The sequence below is a fragment of the Bacillus sp. FSL M7-0558 genome (assembly GCF_038003245.1).
Taxonomy (GTDB): domain Bacteria; phylum Bacillota; class Bacilli; order Bacillales; family Bacillaceae; genus Bacillus; species Bacillus pumilus.
Genome location: NZ_JBBOOU010000001.1, coordinates 1,667,550 through 1,694,296 on the forward strand (window position 1 = coordinate 1,667,550; position 26,747 = coordinate 1,694,296).

Below are 26,747 nucleotides of genomic sequence, written 5' to 3' on the forward strand. Positions count from 1 at the left end.
ACAAAAGATTTCGTAAGCGGTCATTCTCAGATGTCCCTGAGTATGACCGTTTTTTATACATAAACACTTTCTTAAAATGTGACTTCATCTTGTTTTCTAAAATTAGATTCAGTTATAATAGCATTAAGCGATGATGGACGGGCTTGAGACTAGGAGGATAAGAATTTTGAAAAAGAAAAATACAGAGAACGTAAGAATTATTGCACTTGGAGGCGTTGGAGAAATCGGGAAAAACTTATATGTCATTGAAATTGATTCGGACATATATGTGGTAGATGCAGGCTTGATGCATCCAGAAAACGAAATGCTAGGCATTGACGTTGTCATTCCTGATATCTCTTATTTAACAGAACGTGCTGATCGGGTGAAAGCAATTTTTCTTACCCACGGACATGATGAAGCAATCGGAGGCGTATTCCATTGCTTAAGCAAATTGTCTGTACCAGTTTACGGAACGAAGCTGACCCTTGCGTTACTTCGAGAAAAATTAAAACAGTATGGCTTCAATCAAAAAGCTGATTTGCGTGAGGTACATGCAAAATCAGTCATTACGTTTGAAACAACAAAGGTATCATTCTTTAGAACGAATCACAGCATCCCTGATTCAGTTGGGATCAGCTTCAAAACCTCTCTTGGTTCAATCGTATGCACAGGTGATTTTAAATTTGATCAAACCCCAGCGCTTAACCAAGCCTGTGACATCGGAGAGATTGCGAAAATTGGAAACAATGGCGTTTTAGCACTTCTTTCAGACAGTGCCAATGCTGAAAAACCAGGCTATACACCTTCTGAGGCGCTCGTCCAAGACGAAATCTCAAATGCGATGTACAATGCTGAAAATCGTGTCATTGTGGCTGTATCTTCATCTAACATTAACCGAGTGCAGCAGATCATTAATGCAACAAATCAAAATGGCCGTAAGCTTGCCGTAGCAGGAAAGAATATGATGACGACTCTTCAGCTGGCGATCAAACTTGGTTATGTCACAGCAGACGAAGAATTATTTGTACCAGTTCAAGAAGTGAAGAAAATGGCGAAAAACGATGTGGTCGTCCTGACAGCTGGAAGCCACGGAGAGCCTTTAGCTGCGTTAACAAAAATGGCGAAACAAAATCACAAACAGCTTCATATTGAAAAAGATGACACGGTTGTGATTGCATCTACACCTCTTCCTGGACAAGAACTCACCTATTCAAAAACAGTGGATTTCCTTACAAGAAGCGGCGCACAAGTCATTTTTGCACAAAAACGTGTGCATGTTTCTGGACATGGCTGCCAAGAAGAGTTAAAGCTCATGCTGAACTTACTAAAGCCGAAGTATTTAATTCCGGTGAATGGCGAATATCGTATGCAAAAAGCACATTCTCGTGTTGCTGAAGAAGTGGGAATGAAACGAAGTGACATTTTCTTGATTGATAAAGGGGATGTTGTGGAGTTTAGAGGACAGAACGTCAAGATTGGTGAAAAAGTTCACCAAGGCAATATTTTGATCGATGGTCTTGGCGTTGGTGATATCGGGAACATTGTGTTACGCGATAGACGCCTATTGTCTCAAGATGGTATCTTAATTGTCGTCATTACGCTCGATAAACAAAAGAAACAATTAATTTCTGGACCTGAAATCATCACAAGAGGATTTGTGTATGTCAGAGAATCTGAAGAGCTGATTGTGAAAGCGACAGAAATGGTCAAAGGGATTGTCAAAGAGCAAACGGAAAACTCAATTGTTGAATGGTCAACATTGAAACAATCCATGCGTGACGTACTCAATCAATTCCTATATGAAAAAACAAAACGTAAGCCGATGATCATTCCAATTATTATGGAAGTATAATGAGAAAGCCCAAGGAGCATAAGCTCTTTGGGCTTTTTTGATGTGGTGCGAGGAATGCGGATTGAATACGGCCTTCTTGTTCATAATAGGAGGAGAGTTTGAGGAAAGGATGGAGACAAATGGACGAAAAAAATGAACAGCAGCCTGAGCGAAAGCCAGAAGAAAAAGACAGCATTATGAGCAAAATACAGCAGCTTGGTGAAACAGCCATACCACAGCTGCCGCAAGATACAAATATCCATTGCCTCACCATTATTGGACAAATTGAAGGGCACATGCAGCTTCCACCACAAAATAAAACAACCAAATACGAGCATGTCATACCGCAAATCGTAGCAGTAGAGCAAAACCCAAAGATTGAAGGGCTTTTGATCATCTTAAATACAGTAGGCGGCGATGTTGAAGCGGGACTAGCGATTGCAGAAATGCTTGCGTCTTTATCAAAACCGACTGTATCGATTGTACTTGGCGGCGGCCACTCCATTGGTGTCCCGATTGCTGTATCGTGTGACTATTCCTATATTGCGGAAACAGCCACGATGACCATTCATCCTGTGCGTTTAACTGGTCTTGTGATCGGTGTCCCGCAAACCTTTGAATACTTAGATAAAATGCAGGAAAGAGTCATTAACTTTGTGACAAGCCACTCCAATATTACAGAAGAGAAGTTCAAAGAGCTCATGTTCTCAAAAGGCAATTTGACAAGAGACATTGGAACAAATGTTGTTGGTCATGAAGCGGCAGAATACGGACTCATGAATGAAGTAGGCGGTGTAGGACAAGCGATTAAAAAGTTGAACGAGCTGATTGGAGAAAGGGCATCTCAAAACGAGGGGCTGATCCAATGATTTTATACACACCTATGCCATATGAAGCCATTTACGCAGAGGAACAAGGAGACCGCAAACTTCAGCAGGTAAACATCCAAGGCGTGCCAGTTATGGTTGAAATGAAAGAGGATGAAGCAGAAATCGTTCAGGTCATGAGCACCAATCCAATGGACTTTTTGAATCAAGAGCTTGCACCAGGCAAGCGATTGAAGTTACAATTAGGCTCCAATCAAACCGACTCATATGAATGATTCTATGCTATAATAAAGGGAAAACTTACAACAAGATGCAGCCAAAACCAGGCTGCTTTCTTTCTGATCTTTCGGTAGGTTATATTTTCTTTCGTAGTAAGGTGATGAGTATGGCTAAAAAGAGAAAACGGAAAACGAGAAAAAAACAAAATAAACAGCTAAAACTGAAATATGAATTAAATGGGTTAGTCTGTATTGCCATAGCGATCATCGCCATTTTACAGCTAGGCGTCGTTGGACAAACCTTCGTACATTTATTTCGATTTTTTGCAGGTGAGTGGTTCATTCTCTGCCTTATCGGATTATTTCTTTTTGGCGTGACCATCTTCTGGAAAAAACAAATCCCAGATATGTTGACAAGGAGAAAGGCAGGGCTATACTGCATCATTGCGAGTATCTTGCTTTTGTCTCATGTGAAGCTTTTTCAGCACCTCTCATCTGCGGGTGCGATAGGCTCTCAAAGTGTGATCAGAAATACATTTGAGCTTTTCTTGATGGACATGAAAGGTGAGACGGGGTCGCCTGATTTAGGAGGCGGCATGATCGGTGCCGTATTATTTGCTGCTTCTTATTTCTTATTTGCACAAGCAGGCTCTCAAATCATGGCAATCGTTCTGATGCTGATTGGAATTGTGCTGATTACAAATCGATCTCTTCAAGAAATGGTGAAAAAAGTGACGCTGCCTGTCTCGCAATTTATGGTGAAGCAGTGGAAAGCATTTGTTGAAGATATGAAAGGAATCAGGCAGGCGAAAAAGAGCGCGCCCTCTCAGAATACGGCCCAAAAGAAAAAACGGTCTCGTATTCAGGAAGAGGACGAAGATGATCAGATCTTAGTTGAAGAGGAATCGCCAGTGCCTGACAATAGTCAGCCGATTATCTCAAGCTTTGCTGACAGAGATGACATTCTCACCCCGCTCGTTCAAAAAGAGCAGGCGGCAAAAGAGACTTCGCCTCTTCAAGAATCTGTGCAAAGTACGCCGGCTCGATCAGATTCAGCTGATGAACCAAAAGAGGCGCCGCCGATGACGTTTACTGAACTTGAAAACAAAGATTACGAATTGCCGTCACTGGATATTTTGGCAGAGCCGCAGCACTCAGGACAGCAAACAGACAAGAAGAATATATATGAAAATGCAAGAAAGCTTGAAAAAACGTTTCAAAGCTTCGGCGTCAAAGCGAAAGTTACACAGGTTCACTTAGGACCGGCTGTTACCAAATATGAGGTCTATCCAGATGTTGGCGTGAAGGTAAGTAAGATCGTCAATCTAAGTGATGACTTAGCTCTTGCTCTCGCCGCAAAAGATATTCGGATTGAGGCGCCGATTCCTGGGAAATCAGCCATCGGTATTGAGGTTCCGAATGCAGAAATTGCGATGGTTTCTTTAAAAGAGGTATTAGAATCGAAGCAAAATGACCGTCCAAATGCCAAGCTGCTGATTGGACTAGGCCGCAATATTTCGGGTGAAGCCGTGCTCGCTGAAATGAACAAAATGCCGCATTTACTTGTAGCAGGATCGACAGGAAGCGGAAAAAGTGTGTGTATCAATGGCATTATCACAAGTATTCTCATGAGAGCGAAACCTCATGAAGTGAAAATGATGATGATTGATCCGAAAATGGTTGAACTAAATGTGTATAATGGCATTCCGCATCTGCTCGCTCCCGTTGTAACGGACCCTAAGAAAGCCTCACAGGCACTGAAAAAAGTCGTCAGTGAAATGGAACGCCGCTATGAATTATTTTCTCATACAGGGACAAGAAATATTGAAGGGTACAATGATTACATTAAACGAATGAATCAATCAGAAGAGGCGAAACAGCCAGAACTTCCTTATATTGTCGTCATTGTAGACGAGCTTGCAGATTTAATGATGGTCGCTTCCTCAGATGTGGAAGATTCTATTACAAGACTTTCGCAAATGGCTCGAGCAGCCGGGATTCATTTAATTATTGCCACACAAAGACCTTCTGTCGATGTCATTACAGGTGTCATTAAAGCCAACATCCCATCTCGCATCGCCTTTAGCGTGTCCTCGCAAACCGATTCAAGGACGATCCTTGATATGGGGGGCGCAGAAAAACTGCTCGGCAGAGGGGACATGCTGTTTCTGCCAGTTGGAGCAAACAAACCGGTTCGTGTGCAGGGCGCCTTTTTATCAGATGAAGAAGTAGAGCATGTCGTTGACCATGTGATCACTCAGCAAAAAGCGCAATATCAAGAAGAAATGATTCCAACTGAAGAAACGCAGGATCAGCTTACAGCTGTGGATGACGATTTATATGATGAAGCAGTGGAACTCATCATCGGCATGCAGACGGCTTCTGTCTCTATGCTTCAAAGAAGATTCCGCATCGGCTATACCCGGGCCGCCCGCCTGATTGACGCAATGGAAGAGCGAGGCGTTGTCGGTCCTTATGAAGGAAGTAAACCGAGAGAAGTCCTGCTTTCAAAAGAACAATATGATGAGCTCTCTTCATAAATCGAAGAGAGCTTTCTAAAAAAGAAGTGAACGATAGTATGATTATGTTAACTGGAAGTCAGACTATTTATTTATTTGCAAAAACATGATATAGTTATGTTCAACTTATCTCGGAATAGAGATTTCTCATCTTATCATTTGCATTGATTAGACGGAGGGAAAACATGTCGACCAAAACAGACAATCGCCATTTATATTTGAAAGTGATTGACCGTATTAAAGAAGATATACAATCAGGCGTATATGCCGAAAAAGAAAAGCTGCCTTCTGAGTTTGAGCTCTCAAAGCTTTTAGGCGTGAGCAGAGCGACACTGCGTGAAGCCCTTCGTATATTAGAAGAAGAGAAATATTTAATTAGAAGGCATGGTGTGGGTACGTTCGTCAACACAAGACCACTCTTTTCAACAGGCATAGAACAGCTGGCAAGTGTCACGAAAATGATAGAGCAGGTCAATATGACGCCTGGAACCATCTTTTTATCCTCCCAAGAAGGGGAGCCAACAGAGAATGATGTGATTCGTTTTCAGTGTGATGAATCTGATGAGATTTTTTCAATGGAGCGCGTTCGGACGGCAGATGGACAGCCCGTGGTTTACTGTTTAGATAAAATTCCGGTCAAGCATCTTCCCGCTTCTTTTACACATGAAGAAGAGTCTCTTTTTGAGCTGTTTGGAAGAGAACCACACAGCGGGATAAAATATGCAGTTGCTGACATTGAACCAATCGGCTACCACGATCAGGTTTCACCGATACTAGAATGTGACCCTGAAACAGCATTATTACTACTGAAACAAATGCACTATGATCAGGATGATCAGCCGGTCTTATACTCGCTTAATTATTTTCGAGCGGATAAATTCAGCTTTCATGTGATACGTAAACGATTTTAACGAGCAGTCGCTTTCATAAGCGGTTGCTTTTTGTTTGCCCATACATAATACCCGTAAAACTTGCCACACTAATACGTAACAGTATATAGAATTGGGTGAATGATGTTGGGCGAGAAAACAGTCAGTAAAAAGAATATTATTGCATTATCATCAGTGCCTTTAATCATGACACTTGGGAACTCGATGCTCATTCCCGTATTGCCACAGATAGAAAAGACACTTTCCATTACTTCCTTTCAAGTCTCCCTCATTATTACGGTATACTCCGTTGTCGCGATCTTATGTATTCCGATCGCCGGCTATTTATCAGATCGAATCGGGCGAAAAAAGGTACTCCTGCCGTGTCTGTTAATCGCAGGACTTGGAGGGGCTGTGGCAGCAGTTGCCTCAACGATCATGAAAGAACCGTACATGTGGATTCTATTTGGCAGGGTCCTTCAAGGTGTTGGCTCAGCCGGGGCAGCACCTGTCGTGATGCCGTTTATTGGAGATTTGTTTCATGATGATGAAGAAGTCAGTGCGGGACTAGGCGCCATTGAAACCTCTAACACAGCTGGAAAGGTATTGAGCCCGATTATTGGGGCGCTTTTGGCTTCATGGTTTTGGTTTGTGCCATTTTGGTTTATTCCGCTCTTCTCAATCATCAGCTTTCTCATGGTACTGTTCATGGTAGAATCCGCGAAAAAAGAGGAGGACCCACCTTCATTCAAAGAATTTTTAAAATCAACAAAGACCATATTTAAGCATGAGGGACGCTGGCTGTATGCCATTTTTGCAATTGGCGGTTTTATTATGTTTCTTCTTTTTGGTGTGCTTTTTTACTTATCTGATAACCTAGAGGCAGCTTATCAAATTAAGGGTGTCAAAAAAGGGCTCCTGCTTAGCATTCCGCTCCTTTTTCTATCCATCAGCTCATACGTTGCTGGGAAAACAATTGGAAAAGAAAAAGGGAAAATGAGAATCTTTTTAATCGTAGGCATGGTCTTGTTATCACTTTCCTATATGCTTTTATGGTGGAATCACAGCTTTTATGTATTGTTTATCTGCTTAAGCATTGGCGGTGTTGGCATCGGTATTGTCCTGCCTGCACTTGATGCCCTGATCACAGAAGGAATTGAAAAAGAGCAGTGCGGAACCATTACGTCGTTTTACAGCAGTATGCGTTTTATCGGTGTCGCTTTAGGACCTCCGATTTACGCTTATCTCATGGATAAAGGGGACTCCATCGTTTTTATTCTCTCGACCATTTGCAGTCTTATTTCTCTATTTTTGGTCATCTTCTTCATCCAGCCAGATGAAGAGGATGAAAGTGAACAATTAAAAACGGTTTAATCTAGAAAAAAGACGGTATTTTGCCATCTTTTTTCTTTTTTATAAATTGACATGTAAAATTTTGATAGTTAAACTAATGTATAGTAATATCTTTTAAATTATTCCAAACGGGAGGTGTTCAAAAACATTCATTTTCTGTCCTTCTTTAGGCGGAAATTGAGTTCGCGTGGTGATGATGAATGTGTGTTTCTTCAACACGAAAAGACAATTGAATAGGTCATCCTGCCATTAGCACGTTGAAGGAGACGCAGTCAGCACTTCAGACACGCTCAAATATAGCAAATTGATTGATGAACTAGAAGGAGCTTGAAGCAGCTATGTTGCAAATAATTAAAGCAAGATGGATTGTATTAGTGGTGTGGATGATAACAGCTGTGATTCTGTTTATTACTGCGCCCAATTTAGAGGAATTAACAAGAGAAAAAGGGCAATTAAAGGTTCCGGAGGGGACACCAACAGCTGAGGCACTTCACTTATTGGATAAGCTCACAGATCAAAACGGGAAAAAAGATACGGGTGTCATTGTATTCTCCGAACAACATCTGTTCCCAAAGAAAGAGCAGGAATTAAAAAAGGCTTTATCTGCACTCATGACACATGCTCCAGACCTCCACGTTGACGGAATTACTTCGTATTTTCATGTAGATCCGGACATTCAAAGACAACTTTTATCAAAGGATAAAAGTACACTTCTTGTTCCATTCAAATTCGACCACTACGAAACAAAAGCTGTGAAGCTTAAAGAACAAATTGAGGAAGTTTTAAAGCCCTATCATGTCTCATATGAAATGACGGGACAAAAATTTGTGGATTCAGATGTCATTCAAAGCTCTCAACAAGGTCTGAAGAAAACTGAACTTATAACGATCATTTTTATTTTCTTTATTTTAATCATTGTTTTCAGATCGATTTTGGCACCTGTTGTTCCGCTCATTACGATCGGCATTTCTTATGCTGTCAGCCGGTGTATTGTGGCTTTTCTAGTAGAATATATGCAATTTCCTCTATCTAATTTTACTCAGATTTTTATGGTAGCGATTATGTTCGGTATAGGAACAGATTATTGTATTTTGCTGTTAAGCCGTTTTAAAGAAGAAATCGGTCAAGGTCGTGATGTCAAAGAGTCGATTATCATCACATATAAATGTGCAGGGAAAACGGTCCTTTTCAGTGGCTTAGCCGTGTTAGTCGGCTTCTCAAGCATTGGGTTTGCCAAATTTCAATTGTATCAATCAGCCGTTAGTGTTGCTGTTGGAGTTGGTATCCTGCTGATCGCCCTTGTCACCATCGTTCCCTTTTTTATGTCTGTTTTTGGAAAATCCCTTTTCTGGCCATCTAAAAGAGAAAACATTCGCCACCCGCAAAGTAAAATGTGGGAATGGGCTGGGCGTTTTTCATTTAAAAGGCCGCTGATCAGCCTAGGTTTAGTTGCACTCATTACGGTGCCTCCTATTCTGATGTACGACGGGACTCTTTCTTATAACAGCTTAAATGAGATTGGGACAAAGTATGAATCAGTGTCTGCATTTAATACGATATCAGAGCAATTTGGCTTTGGGGAAGCGCTGCCCCTGAATGTACTTGTTGAAAGTGACAATAAGTTAGATAACCAAGAAAAGATTGTCATAATTGAAAAACTGACCCGTAAATTAAATGACATTGACGAAGTAAAAACAGTTCGCAGTGTCACTCGGCCTGTTGGGGACGGGCTAAGTCAGCTTTACGTCACCTCTCAAGCAAAAGAGCTGGGCGGAGAATTAGGAAAAGGCCATGAAGGAATCGGAAAAATTTCAGATGGTTTGACCGAAACAAATCTTGCCCTTCTTAAACAAAAACCAAAAATTCAAGAATCCGCTAAAGGCATTGATCAGCTGATTGATGGAACAAAAGCGATCAAAAGCGGCATTGGAGAAGTAAGGGTGTCCCTGATCTCTTTAGAAGATGGGGTGAGGCGCAGTAAAGATGGCGTCGGAACCATTCGAAGTAAAATCAAAGAAGCAAAAAAGGAATTAGAGCAAGAATATCGAAGCAGTGAAGCGATGATTCAAGAGCTTAAACGAATGGTGAGTACGCTGGAACGTCATGCGAAATCAAATCAGCAGCTAATAACCACCATTAAAAAAGTAAAAAGTTCGTATGAAAATGTATCGTTTGAAGCACTTGAAAAACGGCTTCCAGAAGTAAAAGATATGGATGAATATAAAGAAATAAAGAAAGTTTTCAAAGACACAAAAGGAATGCTTGATCAAGCAGGGGACCAAATGAGTCTGTATGAAGAGGAAGCCTCTGTCTTTAAAGAAAAGATCAAGAAAGCAGATTCAGTGATTCAAAGCCTATCAAGCAAGCAAAAAGAAGTAAAACGTCAAGTACAAGCGCTCATGGAAGGACTGGATCAAATTTATGCCGGTCTTGATCAAACAAATGAGGGTCAAAAACAATTGATTAAAGAAATGCCTAAAATTGAAGATGGCGCAGACCAGCTGACAGACGGTCAAAAAGCCATCAAAAAAGGATTTAGCCAGCTTTCATCAAAACTCACATTGTTAACAGATGGTTTAGATGAAAGTATTGAAGGGCTTGAGCAGGTCAAAAGCGGCTTCACAGAGGCGGACGGCTATTTAAAGCAGCTTCAGAAAGCGCCAGATGAAGAAATAACAGGCTGGTTTATTCCAGAAGAAGTGCTGAAACGCCATGAATTTAAGCAAATCTTTCATACGTATATGTCTCCAGATCGTAAATTAACAACCTTTGAAGTTATTTTAAATGTGAATCCATACAGCAATGAAGCGATGAAAGGCGTTGCGAAAATTGAGGACACCCTTGATCAATATTTACCTGTCAGCGGGTTAAAGAATGCAAATTACGGTGTGTCTGGTATCTCAAGTTTAAATGTAGATTTAAAAGAAACATCTGACGGTGACTTTATTCGAACGGTCATTTTCATGCTAGTTGGCATCTTTATCATTTTAATTATATTATTACGGTCAATCGTCATGCCGATATACTTAACACTTTCACTCATTTTAACGTATTTTACATCCGTCGGTTTAACAGAATGGATCTTTAAAACATTTTTTGGCTACGACGGTCTCAGCTGGGCTGTCCCATTTTTCAGCTTTGTCATTCTTGTCACCCTTGGCATTGATTATTCGATCTTCTTAATGGATCGCTTTAATGAATGGAAGGGAGAGCATGTGCAAGCATCAATGATATCAGCGATGAGAAATATGGGTTCCGTCATTATTTCAGCAGTCGCGATATTAGCGGGGACCTTTGCTGCTATGCTGCCGTCCGGTGTATTATCACTTGTTGAAATTGCAACGGTTATACTCATTGGGCTTTTATTATATGCTTTTGTTGTATTACCGCTCTTCATCCCGGTCATGGTTCGTATTTTCGGTAAATGGAATTGGTGGCCTTTTAGAATGAAATAACGACCGGCGTCTCTGCTTATAGCAGAGGCGTTTTTATTTCCTATCCTTTCCTCTGATTGATATAATGTCTATTAAATGGCTGTTTTACGTATATATCAGCTATGTTCTAATACATAATAAATAGGATGAACAAAGGAGGTTTCTCATGACGTACTTACAAGAGAAGACACTAGACACACATGGTCTTCATACTCATATTGTCAAAACAGAAAAATTTAAAACGGTCACAATCCTTTTTAAAATGCTCGCGCCTCTATCGAAAGATGACGTCACCATGCGTTCACTTTTCCCGCATGTGCTGTTAAGAGGAACAGAGAAAATGCCGAAAACAGGAGAATTGCGTGCTTATTTTGATGAGCTTTATGGTGCTACGGTTTCAGCAGACATGGCGAAAAAAGGGGAGAATCACATCATTACCTTCCGCCTGGAAATGGCGAATGAGAAATATTTAAAGGATCAAACCCCTTTACTAGAAAAAGGGATTGCCTTACTATCTGATCTACTATTCCATCCGTATGTTGAAAATGGAGCGTTTAGTCAATTATATGTAGATCAAGAAAAACGTACTTTAAAACAGCGAATTCAAGCAGTGTATGATGATAAAATGCGTTACTCGAACTTAAGGCTTGTGCAGGAAATGTGCAAAGGTGAACCGTATGCACTGCACGTCAATGGAGAAATGGAAGATATCGAAACGATCACAGCTCAATCGCTGTTTGAAGCATATAAGCATGCGCTTCAAACAAATCAGCTTGATCTTTATGTTGTGGGAGATGTAGACGAACAAGACATCAGCCGAATGGTCTCTCAATACTTCAAAACAAGTGATAGAGAACCGGTTAAACAACACGCTGAATCAGCAAGCACGCAAAGAGAAGCAAAAGAAGTCATCGACGAAGAAGACGTGAAGCAAGGCAAACTGAATATCGGCTTTCGCACGCATACGACGATTGCAGATGACGATTATCCGGCTTTGCATTTGTTTAATGGCATATTCGGCGGCTTCTCACACTCGAAGCTATTCATCAATGTTCGGGAAAAAGCAAGTCTTGCGTACTACGCTGTGTCTAGACTTGAGAGCTTTAAAGGCTTGATGATGGTCATGTCAGGGATTGAAGTCGGCAACTATGAGCAGGCAGTAGACATCATTAAAGAACAATTTGAAGCGATGCAAAAAGGTGATTTTTCAGATGAAGCGATTGACCAAACAAAAGCTGTCGTCAAAAATCAGCTGCTTGAAACGATCGATACATCTTATGGGACAGCGGAATACCTGTATCAGCATGCCGTTGTGCCAACAGGGGAAACGCTTGATTCCTTTTTAGAAGCACTTGACCGAGTGACAAAAGAGGACATCATCAAAGTGGGTCAGAAAATCGAATGGGATACGACCTATTTTCTTAAAGGAACGGAGGGTGCTTCATGACAGTGAAAACAATTCAATTCGACCAGCTACAAGAAACGGTCTATCACGAAAAAATGGAGAGCGGACTTGACGTCTATGTGCTCCCAAAGCAAGGGTTTAACAAAACCTATGCGACCTTTACAACCAAATATGGCTCTGTCGATAACGAATTTGTGCCGCTTGGCAAAGAAGACATGATTCGAGTGCCTGACGGAATTGCCCATTTCTTAGAGCATAAACTGTTTGAAAAAGAAGACGGAGACGTATTTCATACATTTAGTAAACAAGGAGCATCCGCAAATGCTTTTACGACATTTACGAGAACAGCTTACTTATTCTCAAGCACCTCAAATGTCGAACAAAATCTTGAGACACTCATTGATTTTGTTCAGGAACCTTATTTTACTGAAAAAACGGTCGAAAAAGAAAAGGGCATCATTGGTCAAGAGATTAACATGTATGATGACAATCCGGACTGGCGTTTATTCTTCGGTCTGATTGAAAATCTATATCAAGAGCACCCCGTGAGAATTGATATAGCTGGAACAGTAGAAAGCATTGCTCCGATTACAAAAGATCATTTGTATGAATGCTATGAAACGTTCTATCACCCGAGCAATATGCTTCTATTTGTTGTCGGTCCCGTTGATCCGAAGCAAATATTAGATCAAGTGCGAGCAAATCAGGCGAAAAAGCCATTTACAGACCAGCCAGAGATCAAACGAAAAGACATCAATGAGCCTGAAGGTGTGTACCGAAAAGAATACGAACTTCCAATGAACGTACAAGGCTCGAAATGTATGTTTGGATTAAAAACAAAAAATCCTCATAAAAAAGGAAATGAGCTGCTAAAACATGAGCTCGGAATGAATCTCATTTTAGAGACACTGTTTGGTAAAAGCTCCTTACAATATGAACAAATGTATGAAAAAGGTTTAATTGATGAGACCTTCAGCTACGATTATACGGAAGAAGGCGGCTTTGGCTTCACGTCAGTTGGCGGAGACACAAATGATCCTGATCAACTGGCGAAAGTATTAAAAGAAACCCTTCTTCAAGCAAAGAACTTGATCTCAGAAGAGAAAATTGAGCTCGCGCGTAAGAAGAAAATCGGAAGCTTTTTAAAAGCGATGAACTCTCCTGAATACATTGCAAACCAATTTACCCGATATGCATTTTTAGACATGAGCTTATTTGATGTCGTGACTATGCTGGAACAGATCCAATTAACCGACATTCAGCAAATTTTAGAGGAAGAAATTGATGAAGAACGGATGTCCGTTTTCAAAGTCGTCCCGAAAACCAAATAAATAAAGAGAGACAAACTCAGATAAATGAGTTTGTCTTTTTTGTCTCTAATGAATAAAAGCCTGTGATTTGTATGGATTTTCATTGACAATCATTTTGTTCATTAGTTAAACTCTTTAATAGTTAAACACTTAAACTAAAAAAGGAGCAGCGTATGGAACAAAATAAAATTGCACAGCTCATTCAGAGATATGCAGACGTCTATCTTATGATGGAAAAAAAGGTATCGAGTATGATCACGGAAAAGCTTGATAAAGAGCTGACGCTTGATCAGTATTACTCGCTTCGATACATCAATTTACATCCTGGATGTACGTCTACTGACCTTGCAAATGTATGCAATGTGAATAAAAGTGCGGTAACCTCCATGACCAATCGTCTTTTTACAAAAAACTATATTGTCCGTGAGCACGATAAAGCCGATCGAAGAAATGTTCACCTTTACGTCACGCCAGAGGGCAAAGATGTGGTCAGCCGAATGGAAAAGCAGCTTCAGGATCTCGTTCGATCTTATTTTGAAAAGCTGGAAGAAAAAGAAATGGAATCATTTATTCAAACATATGAAAAGATCTATCAAGTAATCATCGAAGAGGAGGCACAAAGTACTAATGAGAGCAATCATAAAGGGTAGATGGCTGATCACGATTTTATGGATCGTATTAGCGGCAGTGTTACTCATCACCGCTCCTAATATGGCGCAATTAACAAAAGAAAAAGGGCAAATTTCAGTCCCAGACGGCTATCCGTCCTCATATGCAAATCAGTTATTAAAGAAAATGTCTGAAAACGGTGATACAGAAAAATCAATTGTCATTGTCTTTCAAGAAAAGAACATTGCCAAAGAAAGAGAAACATCTTTAAAAAAGGCAATGGAGATTTTAGAAAAGGACCAAGATCTACATGTCGAGGACATCACTTCTTATTTTGACGCCAATAAAGATATCAAAAAACAGATGCTTTCTAAAGATCGCACGACGCTCCTTGTTCCAGTTACATATGACTCAAACAAAATCAAAGCTTCCGATTTTAAAGAAAGAGTCAATGAAAAGCTGAAGAGCTTAAATCTCACATATGAAATGACAGGACAGCCGTTAATTGATGATGACGTGATCACAAGCTCGCAAGAAGGTCTGAAGAAAACAGAGTTCATTACGATTGGGTTTATTCTTATCGTTCTTGTCCTTGTCTTTAGATCAGCTGTGGCGCCTTTCGTTCCATTAGTCGCAGTAGCTCTGTCTTACTTGGTGAGTCAATCCATCGTGGCTTATTTAGTTAAATATCTCGACTTCCCGCTCTCGACCTTTACCCAAATTTTCATGGTCGCGATCATGTTTGGAATAGGAACGGACTACTGCATTCTACTTCTCAGCCGCTTTAAAGAAGAAATCGCACACGGTAAAGATAAAATTGAGGCAATTCTCATTACGTATAAAACAGCAGGAAAGACTGTTTTATTCAGCGGAATTGCTGTGCTCATCGGTTTTACATGTATTGGCCTGGCACAGTTTCAGCTCTATAAATCGGCTGTTGCAGTAGCAGTTGGTGTCGCTGTGCTCATTGTGGCGCTTCTCACGATTGTTCCGTTCTTTATGGCGGTTTTAGGTAAAGTGTTATTTTGGCCGATTAAAGGTGATATTGCGCATCCGCAGTCAAAAATGTGGGAAACAGCAGGACGCTTTTCATTTAAAAAACCACTTTTCAGTTTATTAATCGTAGGAATCATTACGCTTCCGCCCATTCTCATGTATAAAGGAACGCTTTCTTATAATAGCTTAGATGAAATCGGTAATAAATATGAATCAGTCAATGCATTCAATACGATTTCTGACAAATTTGGACCAGGAGAAGCTCTACCTGCAACGATTGTCGTGAAATCAGCTGATCTGTTAGACAACAATAAAGGGCTGATTGCTGTTGAAAAACTCAGCCGTGCAATTGAACAAACAGATGGCGTAAGTAAAGTGAGAAGTGCGACACGTCCTGTCGGTAAAGGGCTGAGTGATCTATACGTGAAATCACAAGCAAAAGAACTAAATACCGGACTTGATAAAAGTAATGAAGGCTTGAAAAAAATCCAAGATGCACTGACGACAATGAGTCAATCCATTGAGGATCAAACGCCGCAAATCAAATCATCTGGAAAAGGCATTAACAAATTGATTTCTGGTACAGAATCAGTGAAAACAGGCATTCAAAACATCGAAAAATCGTTAAGAGATTTACAAGGCGGAATCGATCAAAACAAAAACGGTGTTGCACAGATTAAAGAAAAAATTAAAGGTGCGAAAAAAGAATTAACGGCTCAAGTCGCACAAGTGAATCAGCAAGTGTCGCTATATAAAAGCATTTCCAGAGAATTAAAGGCAGCATTAGCGAAGGTGGATACGTCCTCCTCTGCCGCAGCAGATGTAAAAGCATTAATCACACAAGCAAATAAACAATTTAGTACACTTGAAAAACAAATTCCGCAAGTGAAAGAAAATCAATCGTATCAAGCCATCAAAGCTTCATATAATGAACTTTCTACGACCTTGCAAGAAGGGGCGAAACAGGCAGACAGCTATGCCAAACAAGCGAAAGAAGCTAGAAAACAGCTTGAAGCAGCGGATGCCTTTATCGCAAAAGCTAGAGAGCAGCAAAAAGTTTTGACGAGTCAAATCGATGAACTCGTTGCTGGCTTAGATGCAATTGAAACTGGATTGGATAAAACGTCTAAAGGTCAAGGGCAAATAGCTGATAATATGCCAAAGCTTGCTAATGGTGCCGGGCAAGTGATTGATGGTCAAAAACAAATGAAAGAAAAGATTGGCGGCTTTGGTGATAACCTGACCAAACTGACAGATGGGCTGAACAAAAGCGTCGATGGCTTAGAGAAAATTTCAAGCGGATTAATGGGTGCAGGTGACTACTTAGACGAACTGAAAAATGCACCAGATCAAGACATGGCCGGCTGGTTTATCCCAAAAGATGTGCTGAAAAATAAAGCATTTAAGCAAGTATTTGATTCATACATGTCGGATGACCGCAAGATGACAAAGGTTGATGTCATTTTAGAAAAAAATCCATATGGTAATGAAGCCTTGTCGACGATCAAACAAGTAGAAGCTTCTGTCGAGCGGGCACTTCCTGAAACAAATTTAAAAGATGCATCATTTGGTGTTTCAGGTGTATCAAGTATGAATGCTGATTTAAAACAGCTTTCAGACCAAGATTTCAATAAGACGGTTCTTTACATGATGATCGGTATTTTCCTCATACTTGTGATCCTGTTCCGTTCGCTTGTGATGCCACTGTACTTGGTAGGTTCACTTATTTTGACTTACTTTACAGCTATCGGAATGACAGAATTTATTTTCACTCATTTCTTCGGATATCCGGGCATTAACTGGGCGGTTCCATTCTTTGGATTTGTCATATTAATGGCGCTCGGAGTCGATTATTCGATTTTCTTAATGGAGAGGTTCAATGAATACAAAACAAAAGACATTCAGTTTGCGATGACCGAATCAATGAAGAATATGGGCTCTGTCATTATGTCTGCTGCTGTTATTTTGGCAGGAACATTTGCAGCCATGCTTCCTTCAGGAGTGCTGTCTCTCCTGCAGATTGCAACACTTGTTCTCACAGGACTTTTGCTGTACGCACTCGTTGTGCTACCATTGTTCGTACCTGTGATGGTGAAATTGTTCGGATCAGCGAACTGGTTCCCATTTAAACGAAAAGAATAGATATTTCAAATAGAAAGTAGGAATCCATGTGATGAGTCGTTGGGCGCTGATAACAGGTGCCAGTGGCGGGATTGGGCAGGCTGCGGCAAAAAAGCTTGCCCAGGAAGGCTGCCATGTGATACTCCATTATCACAAAAATGAACAGACAGCCGTGCAGCTTGCCGCTGAGCTGGAAGAAACATGTCATATTCAGACGCATGTCGTTCAAGCGGATTTAGCTAAAACGGGCGGAGCAGATGAGCTCGTCAGCCGTCTGCCTGTATGTCCAGATATTCTTGTATTAAATAGCGGTAAGAGTCATGTCGGATTAGTGACAGATACAGAAAAAGACGTATTAGCCAGTATGGTGCAGCTTCATGTCACAAGTCCATATGAGCTCACCCAGCACCTATTGCCAGCCATGATTCAAAAAAAAGCAGGTCATATTGTTGCGGTAAGCTCAATATGGGGAGAAACAGGTGCATCGTGTGAAGTGCTGTATAGCATGGTAAAGGGGGCGCAAAATGCGTTTATTAAAGGTCTGGCAAAAGAGCTTGCCCCAAGTGGAATTAGAGCAAATGCTGTTTCGCCAGGTGCTGTCCATACAGACATGATGAAAAGCTTCACACAAGAAGATATTGACATGCTGGAGGAAGAAATCCCGCTTGGCCGGCTTGCATCACCTGAGGAGATTGCAGATGTCATTTGGTTTCTCGCCTCAAAGCAGTCAAGTTATATGACAGGTCAAATTTTATCCGTTAATGGAGGCTGGTACTGTTAAATAACGTGTATAATTCGTAACTCCATGACAAAAGCTATGGCTGTAATTCATCTTTTCGAATGGAGGAATCGACATGTCAGTACTTGAGAACTGGGACCATTGGAAAAACTTTTTAGGTGACCGCTTAAATCATGCGCAGGATAAAGGCTTAAAAGATGATACCATCAATAACCTTGCGTATGAAATTGGCGGATATTTAGCTAACGAAGTTGAAGCAAAGAACGAGCAAGAAAGAGTACTTGCTGACCTTTGGAGCGTTGCATCAGAAGATGAGCAGCGCGCAATTGCCAATATGATGGTCAAACTGGTTGAAAATAATAGCTCGCACTAAACAAAAAGAGGGGTCGTTTGTGCCTCTCTTTTTATTTTAACTGTTTCACAACATTGTGCTTTCTAAAAATGTGAAAATGCTTTATGATATAGGAAGGTAAAAATTTGCCACAATGAAGGGGGTAATATCATTTGGCAAAGCTCGAATGGTATTTTGAATATGAGATACAGGTAAACCGTCCCGGACTTTTAGGAGACATTTCATCTCTAATGGGGATGCTTTCAATTAATATTGTGACAATTAATGGTGTTGATGTATCAAGACGCGGAATGCTTTTGCGCTGTGACCATACAGATCAAATTAAGCGCCTTGAATCAATTTTAAATACAATGGAAACGATAAAAGTAACGAAATTAAGACAGCCAAAACTTCGTGACCGCTTAGCGGTTCGTCACGGCAGATATATTCAGCGTGATGCAGATGACAAAAAGACGTTCCGTTTTGAAAGGGACGAGCTTGGTCTTCTTGTTGATTTTATGGCAGAACTATTTAAAAAAGAAGGACATAAATTGATTGGGATTCGCGGGATGCCGCGTGTCGGAAAAACAGAATCAATTGTGGCTTCAAGTGTATGTGCCAGCAAGAGATGGCTATTTGTATCGTCGACTCTTTTGAAACAGACGATCCGAAGTCAGCTGATTGCGGATGAATACAGCCCAGATAACGTCTTTATTATTGATGGGATTGTGTCGACGCGAAGAGGTTCTGAGAAGCACTTGCAGCTTTTAAGAGAAATTATGAGACTGCCGGCAACAAAAGTAGTTGAGCATCCAGACATCTTTATTCAAAATTCAGAATATACAATGGATGATTTCGACTATATCATTGAATTGCGTAATAGTGCAGACGAAGAGATTACATATGAGCACGCTGAAGAACCACAAGTGTTTGATCATTCTGGTTTTTCTGGCTTCGATTTTTAATATGGTAATGGTAGGTGTTTGTTTTGACTGAATTGGGAAAACGGCTCATTGAGGCCAGAGAGGAAAAAGGGATGTCGCTGGAGGATCTTCAGACGGTGACCAAAATCCAAAAGCGCTACTTGCTAGCAATCGAACAAGGAAACTATGATATTATTCCAGGTAAATTTTACGTCAGAGCATTTATTAAACAATATGCCGAAGCCGTTGGACTAAATCCTGAACAATTGTTCGAAGAATTTCGTAAAGATGTGCCGAGCACATATAACGATGAAGTATCTGATAAATTATCAAATATTAAGCCGCAAAGAGAGCTGCCTAAGCCTGCCTCGAAGGTGCTTGAGCTGCTGCCGACCATCTTGATTATTGGAGGCGTCCTTGTGGTCATCGCGATCATTTATGTCATCGTGCAGGCGGTCAATCATGATAGCGGACAGAAGAACAACCAGACGGCTCCTCAGCAGTCAGAATCTAAGTATGAAGTATCTGAGGATTCATCTCTTGCCAAGGATCAAAAGAAAAAAGAAAAAGCTTCGTCAGATGATCAAGAAAAATCATCTAAAAAAGATGACTCATCAAAGGATTCATCCAAAGACGATGAAACGGTCTCTTTGAAGGCAGCGAATACAGAAGGCTCAACGACAACGTATGAAGTGTCAGGCGCAGATGAGATGGAGTTAACCATTTCTGCTACAAAAGCTTCTTGGCTGCGCGTCAGAGACGAATCTGGAAAAGTGCTGAAAATGGGTGAACTTAAAGATGGCGAATCGTTTAAAACAGACTTGTCTGAGCTCTCTCAGGTCGATATCCGTCTAGGCAATGCGACTGGAATTGATATTAAGGTGAATGACGAGACGCTTAAGTACGAATTAGACCCTAAGAACACCATGACACAAAACATTGTGATTGTGAATAAAGGAAAGGAAAAGTCATCTTAAGCAAGTAGATGACTTTTCTTTTGTTCCTACTATTATATATACATAAAAAAATGGCTTATTGGAGGATTGAAATTCATGTTTAACTTACCGAATAAAATAACTCTTTCTAGGATCGCCTTGATCCCTGTTTTTATGATTATTATGCTTGCACCTTTAGATTGGGGCGTTGCGCGTTTTGGTCACGTCAGCATCGAAGTGACACATCTTGTTGGAGCAATCCTGTTTATTGTTGCTTCGACAACGGACTGGATTGATGGGTACTATGCGCGTAAACTGAACTTAGTGACGAATTTTGGTAAATTTTTAGATCCGCTTGCAGATAAATTGCTTGTTTCAGCTGCTTTAATTATACTTGTTCAGTACAACCTCACGCCGGCATGGATGGCGATTGTGATCATTAGCCGTGAATTTGCTGTAACTGGTCTAAGGCTTGTACTAGCTGGAGGCGGTGAAGTGGTAGCAGCTAATATGCTTGGAAAAGTGAAAACATGGGCGCAAATCATTGCGATTTCAGCTCTTCTATTGCATAACCTGCCGTTCGAACTTGTATCATTCCCGTTTGGTGACCTTGCGATGTGGGTAGCAGTGTTCTTCACTGTTGTGTCAGGCTGGGATTACTTTGTGAAAAACTGGGAAGCTTTAAAGAATGCTAACTAAAAAGGACGTGTACGCTTTGAAGTCAGAGAGAAAAGCAGAAATTATTGCAGTCGGTTCCGAACTATTGCTAGGGCAAATTACGAATACGAATGCACAATTCATCAGCAAACAGCTGGCTGAAATTGGTGTGAATGTTTATTACCATACAGCAGTTGGTGACAATCCAGAGCGTTTAAAAAGGGCCATTCAAGTGGCGCAGGAAAGATCGAATTTTATTATCTTCTCAGGTGGTCTTGGACCAACGAAAGATGATTTAACAAAAGAAACCATCGCGAGTACGCTTGGAAAAGAGCTCGTGCTAAATGAAGAAGCATTTGAATCCATTCAAGAATACTTTCGAAAGACTGGACGAGACATGTCACCGAATAACCGGAAGCAGGCACTCGTCCTAGAAGGATCTGATGTGCTCGTGAACCGGTTTGGAATGGCTCCAGGTATGTTTATTCAAGAAAACGATACGTTTTATATGCTTCTTCCTGGTCCACCAAGTGAACTGCATCCAATGTTTGAGAACGAGGCGAAGCCGCTGATATCTGAGAAACTGGATTTGAAGGAAAAAATCGTGTCTGTTGTTCTTCGCTTTTTCGGAATCGGTGAATCACAGCTTGAAACAGACCTAGAAGATTTAATTGATGCTCAAACCAACCCAACGATTGCACCTCTCGCATCTGACGGTGAAGTGACACTTAGGCTCACGGCCAAGCATAAGGATGAAAAAGAAACGGAGCGTCTGTTAAAAGAGACGGAAGCGAAAATTTTAGCGCGTGTAGGAGAGTACTTCTACGGGTATGGTGATACATCACTTGTCCGTGAAGCCTCCAAGGCTCTGCACGAACACGGGAAAACAGTGGCAGCGGCTGAGAGCCTGACAGGCGGAATGTTTTCTGAATGGCTGACAGATCTTGAAGGTGCATCGTCGATTTTAAGCGGCAGTATCGTTTGTTATACAAACCAAGTCAAACAGCAGGTGCTTGGCTGCCGTGAGGAAACATTGTCTTCTCATGGTGCTGTTAGCAAAGAGTGTGCTTTAGAGCTTGCTGAAGGTGCTAGAAAGCTTACGGGAAGTGATATTGGCATTAGCTTTACGGGTGTAGCAGGCCCTGATACCCACGAGGGACAGCCTGTCGGAAAAGTGTTCATCGGGCTATCTACGAAAGACCATACAGACGTGTTTGAATGGATGTTTACAGGAAGCCGGTCGGGCATTCGAAAGCGCGCTGTGAAATACGGTTTGCATCACTTGCTCAATTTATTAAAAGAAAGTTAATTTTGTTTTTTGTTAGGTTTACTCCTTTATAAAAGAGTGTTTTTTCTAATAGAAATCACTCTTTTCTTAAAAATCTGCCAAGAAAAAATCGAATATGTGTTCGTTTTTTTCTTGGCAAATGAGGTGAAACAAGGTATAGTATAGATAGTGGAATTGATAAAGGAGGAAACAATAGAATGAGTGATCGTCAAGCAGCCTTAGATATGGCTCTTAAACAAATAGAAAAACAGTTTGGTAAAGGCTCTATTATGAAACTAGGAGAGCGAACAGATACACGTATTTCAACAGTACCGAGTGGTTCGTTAGCACTTGATACTGCACTAGGAATAGGTGGATATCCTCGTGGCCGTATTATTGAAGTATATGGTCCAGAGAGTTCTGGTAAAACGACAGTAGCACTTCATGCCATTGCCGAGGTTCAGCAGCAGGGAGGACAAGCTGCATTTATTGATGCAGAGCATGCGCTCGATCCAGTTTACGCTCAAAAACTAGGTGTCAATATTGATGAGTTGTTACTTTCTCAGCCTGATACAGGAGAACAAGCACTTGAAATTGCAGAAGCTCTTGTCCGCAGTGGTGCAGTTGACATTGTTGTTATTGACTCAGTAGCTGCTCTTGTACCAAAAGCAGAGATTGAAGGAGACATGGGTGATTCACACGTTGGTCTACAAGCACGTTTGATGTCCCAAGCACTTCGTAAACTATCTGGTGCCATTAATAAATCAAAAACCATTGCCATCTTTATTAACCAAATTCGTGAAAAAGTTGGGGTCATGTTCGGTAACCCTGAAACAACGCCAGGTGGACGTGCGCTGAAGTTCTATTCATCTGTTCGTTTAGAAGTGCGCCGTGCTGAACAGCTGAAGCAGGGCAATGACATTATGGGGAATAAAACGAGAATTAAAGTAGTGAAAAACAAAGTAGCACCGCCATTCCGTATTGCAGAAGTAGACATTATGTACGGTGAAGGAATTTCAAAAGAGGGCGAAATCATCGACCTTGGAAGCGAACTAGATATCGTACAAAAGAGCGGTGCTTGGTATTCTTACCAAGAGGAACGTCTTGGACAAGGCCGCGAAAATGCGAAACAGTTCCTGAAAGAAAATAAAGATATCATGCTAATGATTCAGGAGCAAATTCGCGAACATTACGGCTTGGATAATAACGGAGTAGCGCAGCAGGAAGCTGAAGAGGCGCTAGAAGAATTAGAATAAAAATAAAATCAGTATGAAATGATACAAAAGGCTGGGTGAAAAAACTCAGCCTTTTTTATTTTGCAAAAAACTTTCGACAACTTTTTCAGTACTTCATCCGTCTAAAATATAAAATGGAATTTATTTTGGGGGGAAAAGGTAATGACAAGCCCAACCCGCAGTAGAACTGCAAAACGCAGACAGAGAAAACCAAATCAGAGGGGAAAACTTGTGCTTGTTTTTTTAGCAGCGATGATTTACTTAACGATGTGGAATGTGCTTCATCGAAATAGTGAAGAGAACAACCCGTTTCAACAAACTGCAGCAGCTTCAAGTACTAGCCAGAAAAAAGAAGTCAAAAAGAAAACCGTCAAAAAATCAGAGGAACAAATCAAAACAGTAGACCGCAATCAAAATATCAGCAGCTATTTAAATGAGATCGGTTTCAGCGGAACAGCCATGATGGTTAAAAATGGAGAAATCGTAACAAATAAAGGTTTTGGTTATGCAGACCGTAAACAAAAAATTCAAAATAATCCATTGACATCTTTTTATGTCGGTTCGTCACAAAAAGCGCTGATAGCAACCGCTATTTTGCAGCTTGAGGAAAAGGGGAAACTTCAGACAAGTGATCCGGTAAGCATGTATTTACCTCATTTCCCTAACGGACAAAAGATTACCTTGAAAAATCTGCTTACACATACATCGGGAATAAACGGACATATTGAAGGAAACGGCGCAATTACTCCGGACAATTTAATAAAAGATATAGAACGTCAGGGAATTAATCGTCAGCCGGGCGTATGGGAATACAAGGATTCCAACTATTCTGTTCTTGCTTATATTGTTGCTAAAGTAAGCGGTGAGTCCTATGAACAATATATAACGAATCATATTTTTAAACCGGCAGGAATGACGCATGCAGGTTTTTACAAAAAACATATGAAAAAAACCCTTATCCTGCTGTAGGGTATAAACTGAAAGGCGGCAGAATGGTTACACCGTATATGCCTGATCTATCTCAGCTGTATGGTGCTGGAGATATTTATATGAGTGCTATAGATATGTGCAAATTTGACCAAGCACTGATAGACGGCAAACTGTATTCACAGAAGAGCTATAAAAAGATGTTTACGCCAGGAAGCAGCTCCACATACGGAATGGGATTTTATGTTGCTCCCGGCAGCTATTCAAACCATGGTGTCATGCCGGGTTTCAACATTTTGAACAGCTTTAGCAAATCTGGACAAACCATTGTTGTATTGTTGTCAAACATTCAAAATAACACGAAACTGGGCCAAGTGAACAATATAATATATCAGCTGCTGAATCAAGAATAATTCTGATCTGCTTTTGCAAACGTTAAGATAGCAAGCTTGACAAGTATTTCCGACACAATTACAATGGAAATGTATCACTTGTTTTTCTTAACATGATTGATAACTAATTTAAACTTGACAAGGGCAGTGAGGATCTCATTCCCTGTGAAGGCCCTGTATGTTGAGACACAAAACAATGTACATGCCGACACTTTATTTGTAAAACCAAGTTCATAGCAAGAGGAGGTGAAAATATGTCGCCTACGATGTTTACGATCATCTCCATTTTGCTGAGCCTAATCTGTTTAGTTGTTGGCTACTTTGTTCGTAAAACCATTGCAGAAGCAAAAATATCCGGCGCAAGAAACATGGCCGAACAAATTGTTGAGGATGCAAAGCGTGATGCGGAAGCATTGAAGAAAGAAGCGCTCTTGGAAGCGAAAGATGAAATTCATTCCTTTCGTGTAGAGGCGGAGCAAGAAGTTCGTGAAAGACGTAATGAGCTTCAAAGACAAGAAAACCGTTTACTTCAAAAAGAGGAAAATCTTGATCGCAAAGATGAATCTTTAGATAAACGGGAGTCCCTGTTGGAGAAGAGAGATCATTCTCTGAATGAACGACAACAACATATTGAAGAGATGGAAAGCAAAGTGGATGATATGATTCGTTTGCAGAAAGCCGAGTTGGAACGTATTTCAAGTTTAACTCGAGATGAAGCGAAACAAATCATTCTGGATCAAGTTGAAAATGAGCTTTCCCACGACATTGCAGTCATGACGAAAGAATCTGAAAACCGAGCGAAAGAAGAGGCTGATAAAAAGGCGAAAAATATTCTTTCACTTGCGTTACAGCGTTGTGCAGCTGATCATGTAGCTGAAACGACGGTATCTGTAGTCAATCTTCCAAATGATGAGATGAAAGGTCGTATTATCGGACGTGAAGGACGAAATATCCGTACGTTAGAAACGTTAACAGGTATTGACTTGATCATAGATGATACACCTGAAGCTGTTATCCTATCGGGCTTTGATCCGATTAGACGTGAAACAGCGAGGATAGCTCTGGACAAGCTAGTCCAGGATGGCCGCATTCATCCTGCACGAATTGAAGAAATGGTGGAAAAATCACGCCGTGAAGTCGATGATTATATCCGTGAGATGGGTGAGCAAACGACATTCGAAGTCGGAGTTCACGGTCTGCATCCGGACCTCATCAAAATTCTCGGTCGCTTAAAATTCCGTACAAGTTATGGACAAAATGTCCTGAAGCATTCAATTGAGGTTGCACATCTTGCAGGTCTCATGGCTTCAGAGCTTGGAGAAGATGCAAAGCTTGCAAAACGAGCAGGTCTTCTGCATGACATTGGAAAAGCCATTGATCATGAAGTAGAAGGAAGCCACGTAGAAATTGGCGTTGAGCTTGCGACGAAATATAAAGAGCATCCTGTTGTCATCAACAGTATTGCCTCTCACCACGGTGACCAAGAACCGACATCTATTATCGCTGTTCTTGTTGCGGCAGCAGATGCATTATCTGCAGCACGCCCTGGTGCACGAAGTGAGACGCTTGAAAATTACATTCGGAGACTTGAGAAATTAGAAGATATCTCTGAATCTTATGAAGGTGTTGAAAAATCGTTTGCGATACAGGCTGGACGTGAAGTACGTATTATGGTGAAGCCGGATTCAATTAATGATCTTGAAGCTCACCGTCTAGCAAGGGATATTCGTAAGCGGATTGAGGACGAGCTCGATTACCCTGGTCACATTAAAGTGACGGTCATTCGAGAAACTCGCGCAGTAGAGTATGCAAAATAGAGCGGTGCGCTTAGCGCCGCTTTATTTTTTTGTGTAAATATGCAACACTG

At 40.9% G+C, this 26,747-nt stretch carries 19 protein-coding genes and 1 pseudogene; all 20 read left to right on the plus strand.

From position 1 onward, the window contains the following. The first annotated feature begins 166 nt into the window (after positions 1-166). The 20 genes and pseudogenes from rnjB (at position 167) to rny (ending at position 26,697) form a co-directional block, all read left to right on the plus strand. Positions 167-1,834 carry a ribonuclease J2 gene (gene rnjB, locus MHB79_RS08305; RefSeq protein WP_003212233.1) on the plus strand — a complete coding sequence of 556 codons (1,668 nt, stop codon included), beginning with the start codon at positions 167-169 and terminating at the stop codon, positions 1,832-1,834. A gap of 119 nt (positions 1,835-1,953) precedes the next feature. Then, positions 1,954-2,682, plus strand: a complete 729-nt coding sequence (locus tag MHB79_RS08310; protein ID WP_003212436.1) for a ClpP family protease — start codon at positions 1,954-1,956, stop codon at positions 2,680-2,682. Then, complete coding sequence (locus tag MHB79_RS08315; RefSeq protein WP_003211099.1) at positions 2,679-2,915, plus strand: YlzJ-like family protein; 237 nt, start codon at positions 2,679-2,681, stop codon at positions 2,913-2,915. Before MHB79_RS08310 ends, MHB79_RS08315 begins: the two co-directional genes overlap by 4 nt. 110 nt (positions 2,916-3,025) lie before the next feature. After that, a complete protein-coding gene (locus MHB79_RS08320) occupies positions 3,026-5,398 on the plus strand; it encodes an FtsK/SpoIIIE family DNA translocase (RefSeq protein WP_340989467.1) in 2,373 nt (790 codons plus the stop codon). 164 nt (positions 5,399-5,562) lie between these two features. After that, positions 5,563-6,288: a GntR family transcriptional regulator gene (locus tag MHB79_RS08325; protein WP_050944992.1), complete on the plus strand. Its 726-nt coding sequence runs from the start codon at positions 5,563-5,565 to the stop codon at positions 6,286-6,288. Positions 6,289-6,390: 102 nt separating this feature from the next. After that, on the plus strand, positions 6,391-7,620 hold the full coding sequence (locus MHB79_RS08330; protein WP_445661262.1) for an MFS transporter: 1,230 nt from the start codon (positions 6,391-6,393) through the stop codon (positions 7,618-7,620). 317 nt (positions 7,621-7,937) lie between these two features. Beyond that, a complete protein-coding gene (locus MHB79_RS08335; RefSeq protein WP_321998952.1) occupies positions 7,938-11,054 on the plus strand; it encodes an MMPL family transporter in 3,117 nt (1,038 codons plus the stop codon). A gap of 145 nt (positions 11,055-11,199) precedes the next feature. Continuing rightward, positions 11,200-12,480: an EF-P 5-aminopentanol modification-associated protein YfmF gene (gene yfmF, locus MHB79_RS08340; protein ID WP_340989473.1), complete on the plus strand. Its 1,281-nt coding sequence runs from the start codon at positions 11,200-11,202 to the stop codon at positions 12,478-12,480. Beyond that, positions 12,477-13,769, plus strand: a complete 1,293-nt coding sequence (gene yfmH, locus MHB79_RS08345; RefSeq protein WP_106028935.1) for an EF-P 5-aminopentanol modification-associated protein YfmH — start codon at positions 12,477-12,479, stop codon at positions 13,767-13,769. The genes yfmF and yfmH overlap by 4 nt, the downstream gene beginning before the upstream one ends. 152 nt (positions 13,770-13,921) lie before the next feature. After that, on the plus strand, positions 13,922-14,398 hold the full coding sequence (locus tag MHB79_RS08350) for a MarR family winged helix-turn-helix transcriptional regulator (RefSeq protein WP_003212512.1): 477 nt from the start codon (positions 13,922-13,924) through the stop codon (positions 14,396-14,398). After that, positions 14,376-17,495 carry an MMPL family transporter gene (locus tag MHB79_RS08355; protein ID WP_340989475.1) on the plus strand — a complete coding sequence of 1,040 codons (3,120 nt, stop codon included), beginning with the start codon at positions 14,376-14,378 and terminating at the stop codon, positions 17,493-17,495. The genes MHB79_RS08350 and MHB79_RS08355 overlap by 23 nt, the downstream gene beginning before the upstream one ends. Positions 17,496-17,526: 31 nt before the next feature. Then, positions 17,527-18,255 (plus strand): elongation factor P 5-aminopentanone reductase, encoded by a 729-nt coding sequence (gene ymfI / locus MHB79_RS08360; RefSeq protein WP_106028933.1) that lies wholly within the window; start codon positions 17,527-17,529, stop codon positions 18,253-18,255. Positions 18,256-18,328: 73 nt separating this feature from the next. Continuing rightward, positions 18,329-18,586, plus strand: coding sequence for a DUF3243 domain-containing protein (locus MHB79_RS08365; protein WP_003211590.1), 258 nt, complete (start codon positions 18,329-18,331; stop codon positions 18,584-18,586). Between the two features lie 131 nt (positions 18,587-18,717). Next, positions 18,718-19,509: a DUF3388 domain-containing protein gene (locus tag MHB79_RS08370; RefSeq protein ID WP_003211480.1), complete on the plus strand. Its 792-nt coding sequence runs from the start codon at positions 18,718-18,720 to the stop codon at positions 19,507-19,509. A 23-nt stretch (positions 19,510-19,532) separates the two neighbouring features. After that, the gene (locus tag MHB79_RS08375) at positions 19,533-20,444 is read left to right on the plus strand and encodes a helix-turn-helix domain-containing protein (RefSeq protein ID WP_003212257.1); all 912 of its coding nucleotides are present in this window, start codon (positions 19,533-19,535) and stop codon (positions 20,442-20,444) included. Positions 20,445-20,519: 75 nt separating this feature from the next. Next, on the plus strand, positions 20,520-21,101 hold the full coding sequence (gene pgsA, locus MHB79_RS08380) for a CDP-diacylglycerol--glycerol-3-phosphate 3-phosphatidyltransferase (RefSeq protein WP_003211136.1): 582 nt from the start codon (positions 20,520-20,522) through the stop codon (positions 21,099-21,101). A gap of 16 nt (positions 21,102-21,117) precedes the next feature. Further along, a complete protein-coding gene (locus tag MHB79_RS08385; protein ID WP_034620034.1) occupies positions 21,118-22,368 on the plus strand; it encodes a competence/damage-inducible protein A in 1,251 nt (416 codons plus the stop codon). Positions 22,369-22,544: 176 nt separating this feature from the next. Continuing rightward, positions 22,545-23,582, plus strand: a complete 1,038-nt coding sequence (recA, locus tag MHB79_RS08390; protein WP_050944976.1) for a recombinase RecA — start codon at positions 22,545-22,547, stop codon at positions 23,580-23,582. A 141-nt stretch (positions 23,583-23,723) separates the two neighbouring features. Beyond that, positions 23,724-24,901: pseudogene (locus tag MHB79_RS08395) on the plus strand (serine hydrolase domain-containing protein). 233 nt (positions 24,902-25,134) lie between these two features. Beyond that, positions 25,135-26,697, plus strand: coding sequence for a ribonuclease Y (gene rny, locus MHB79_RS08400; RefSeq protein WP_003211958.1), 1,563 nt, complete (start codon positions 25,135-25,137; stop codon positions 26,695-26,697). The last annotated feature ends 50 nt before the right edge of the window (positions 26,698-26,747 follow it).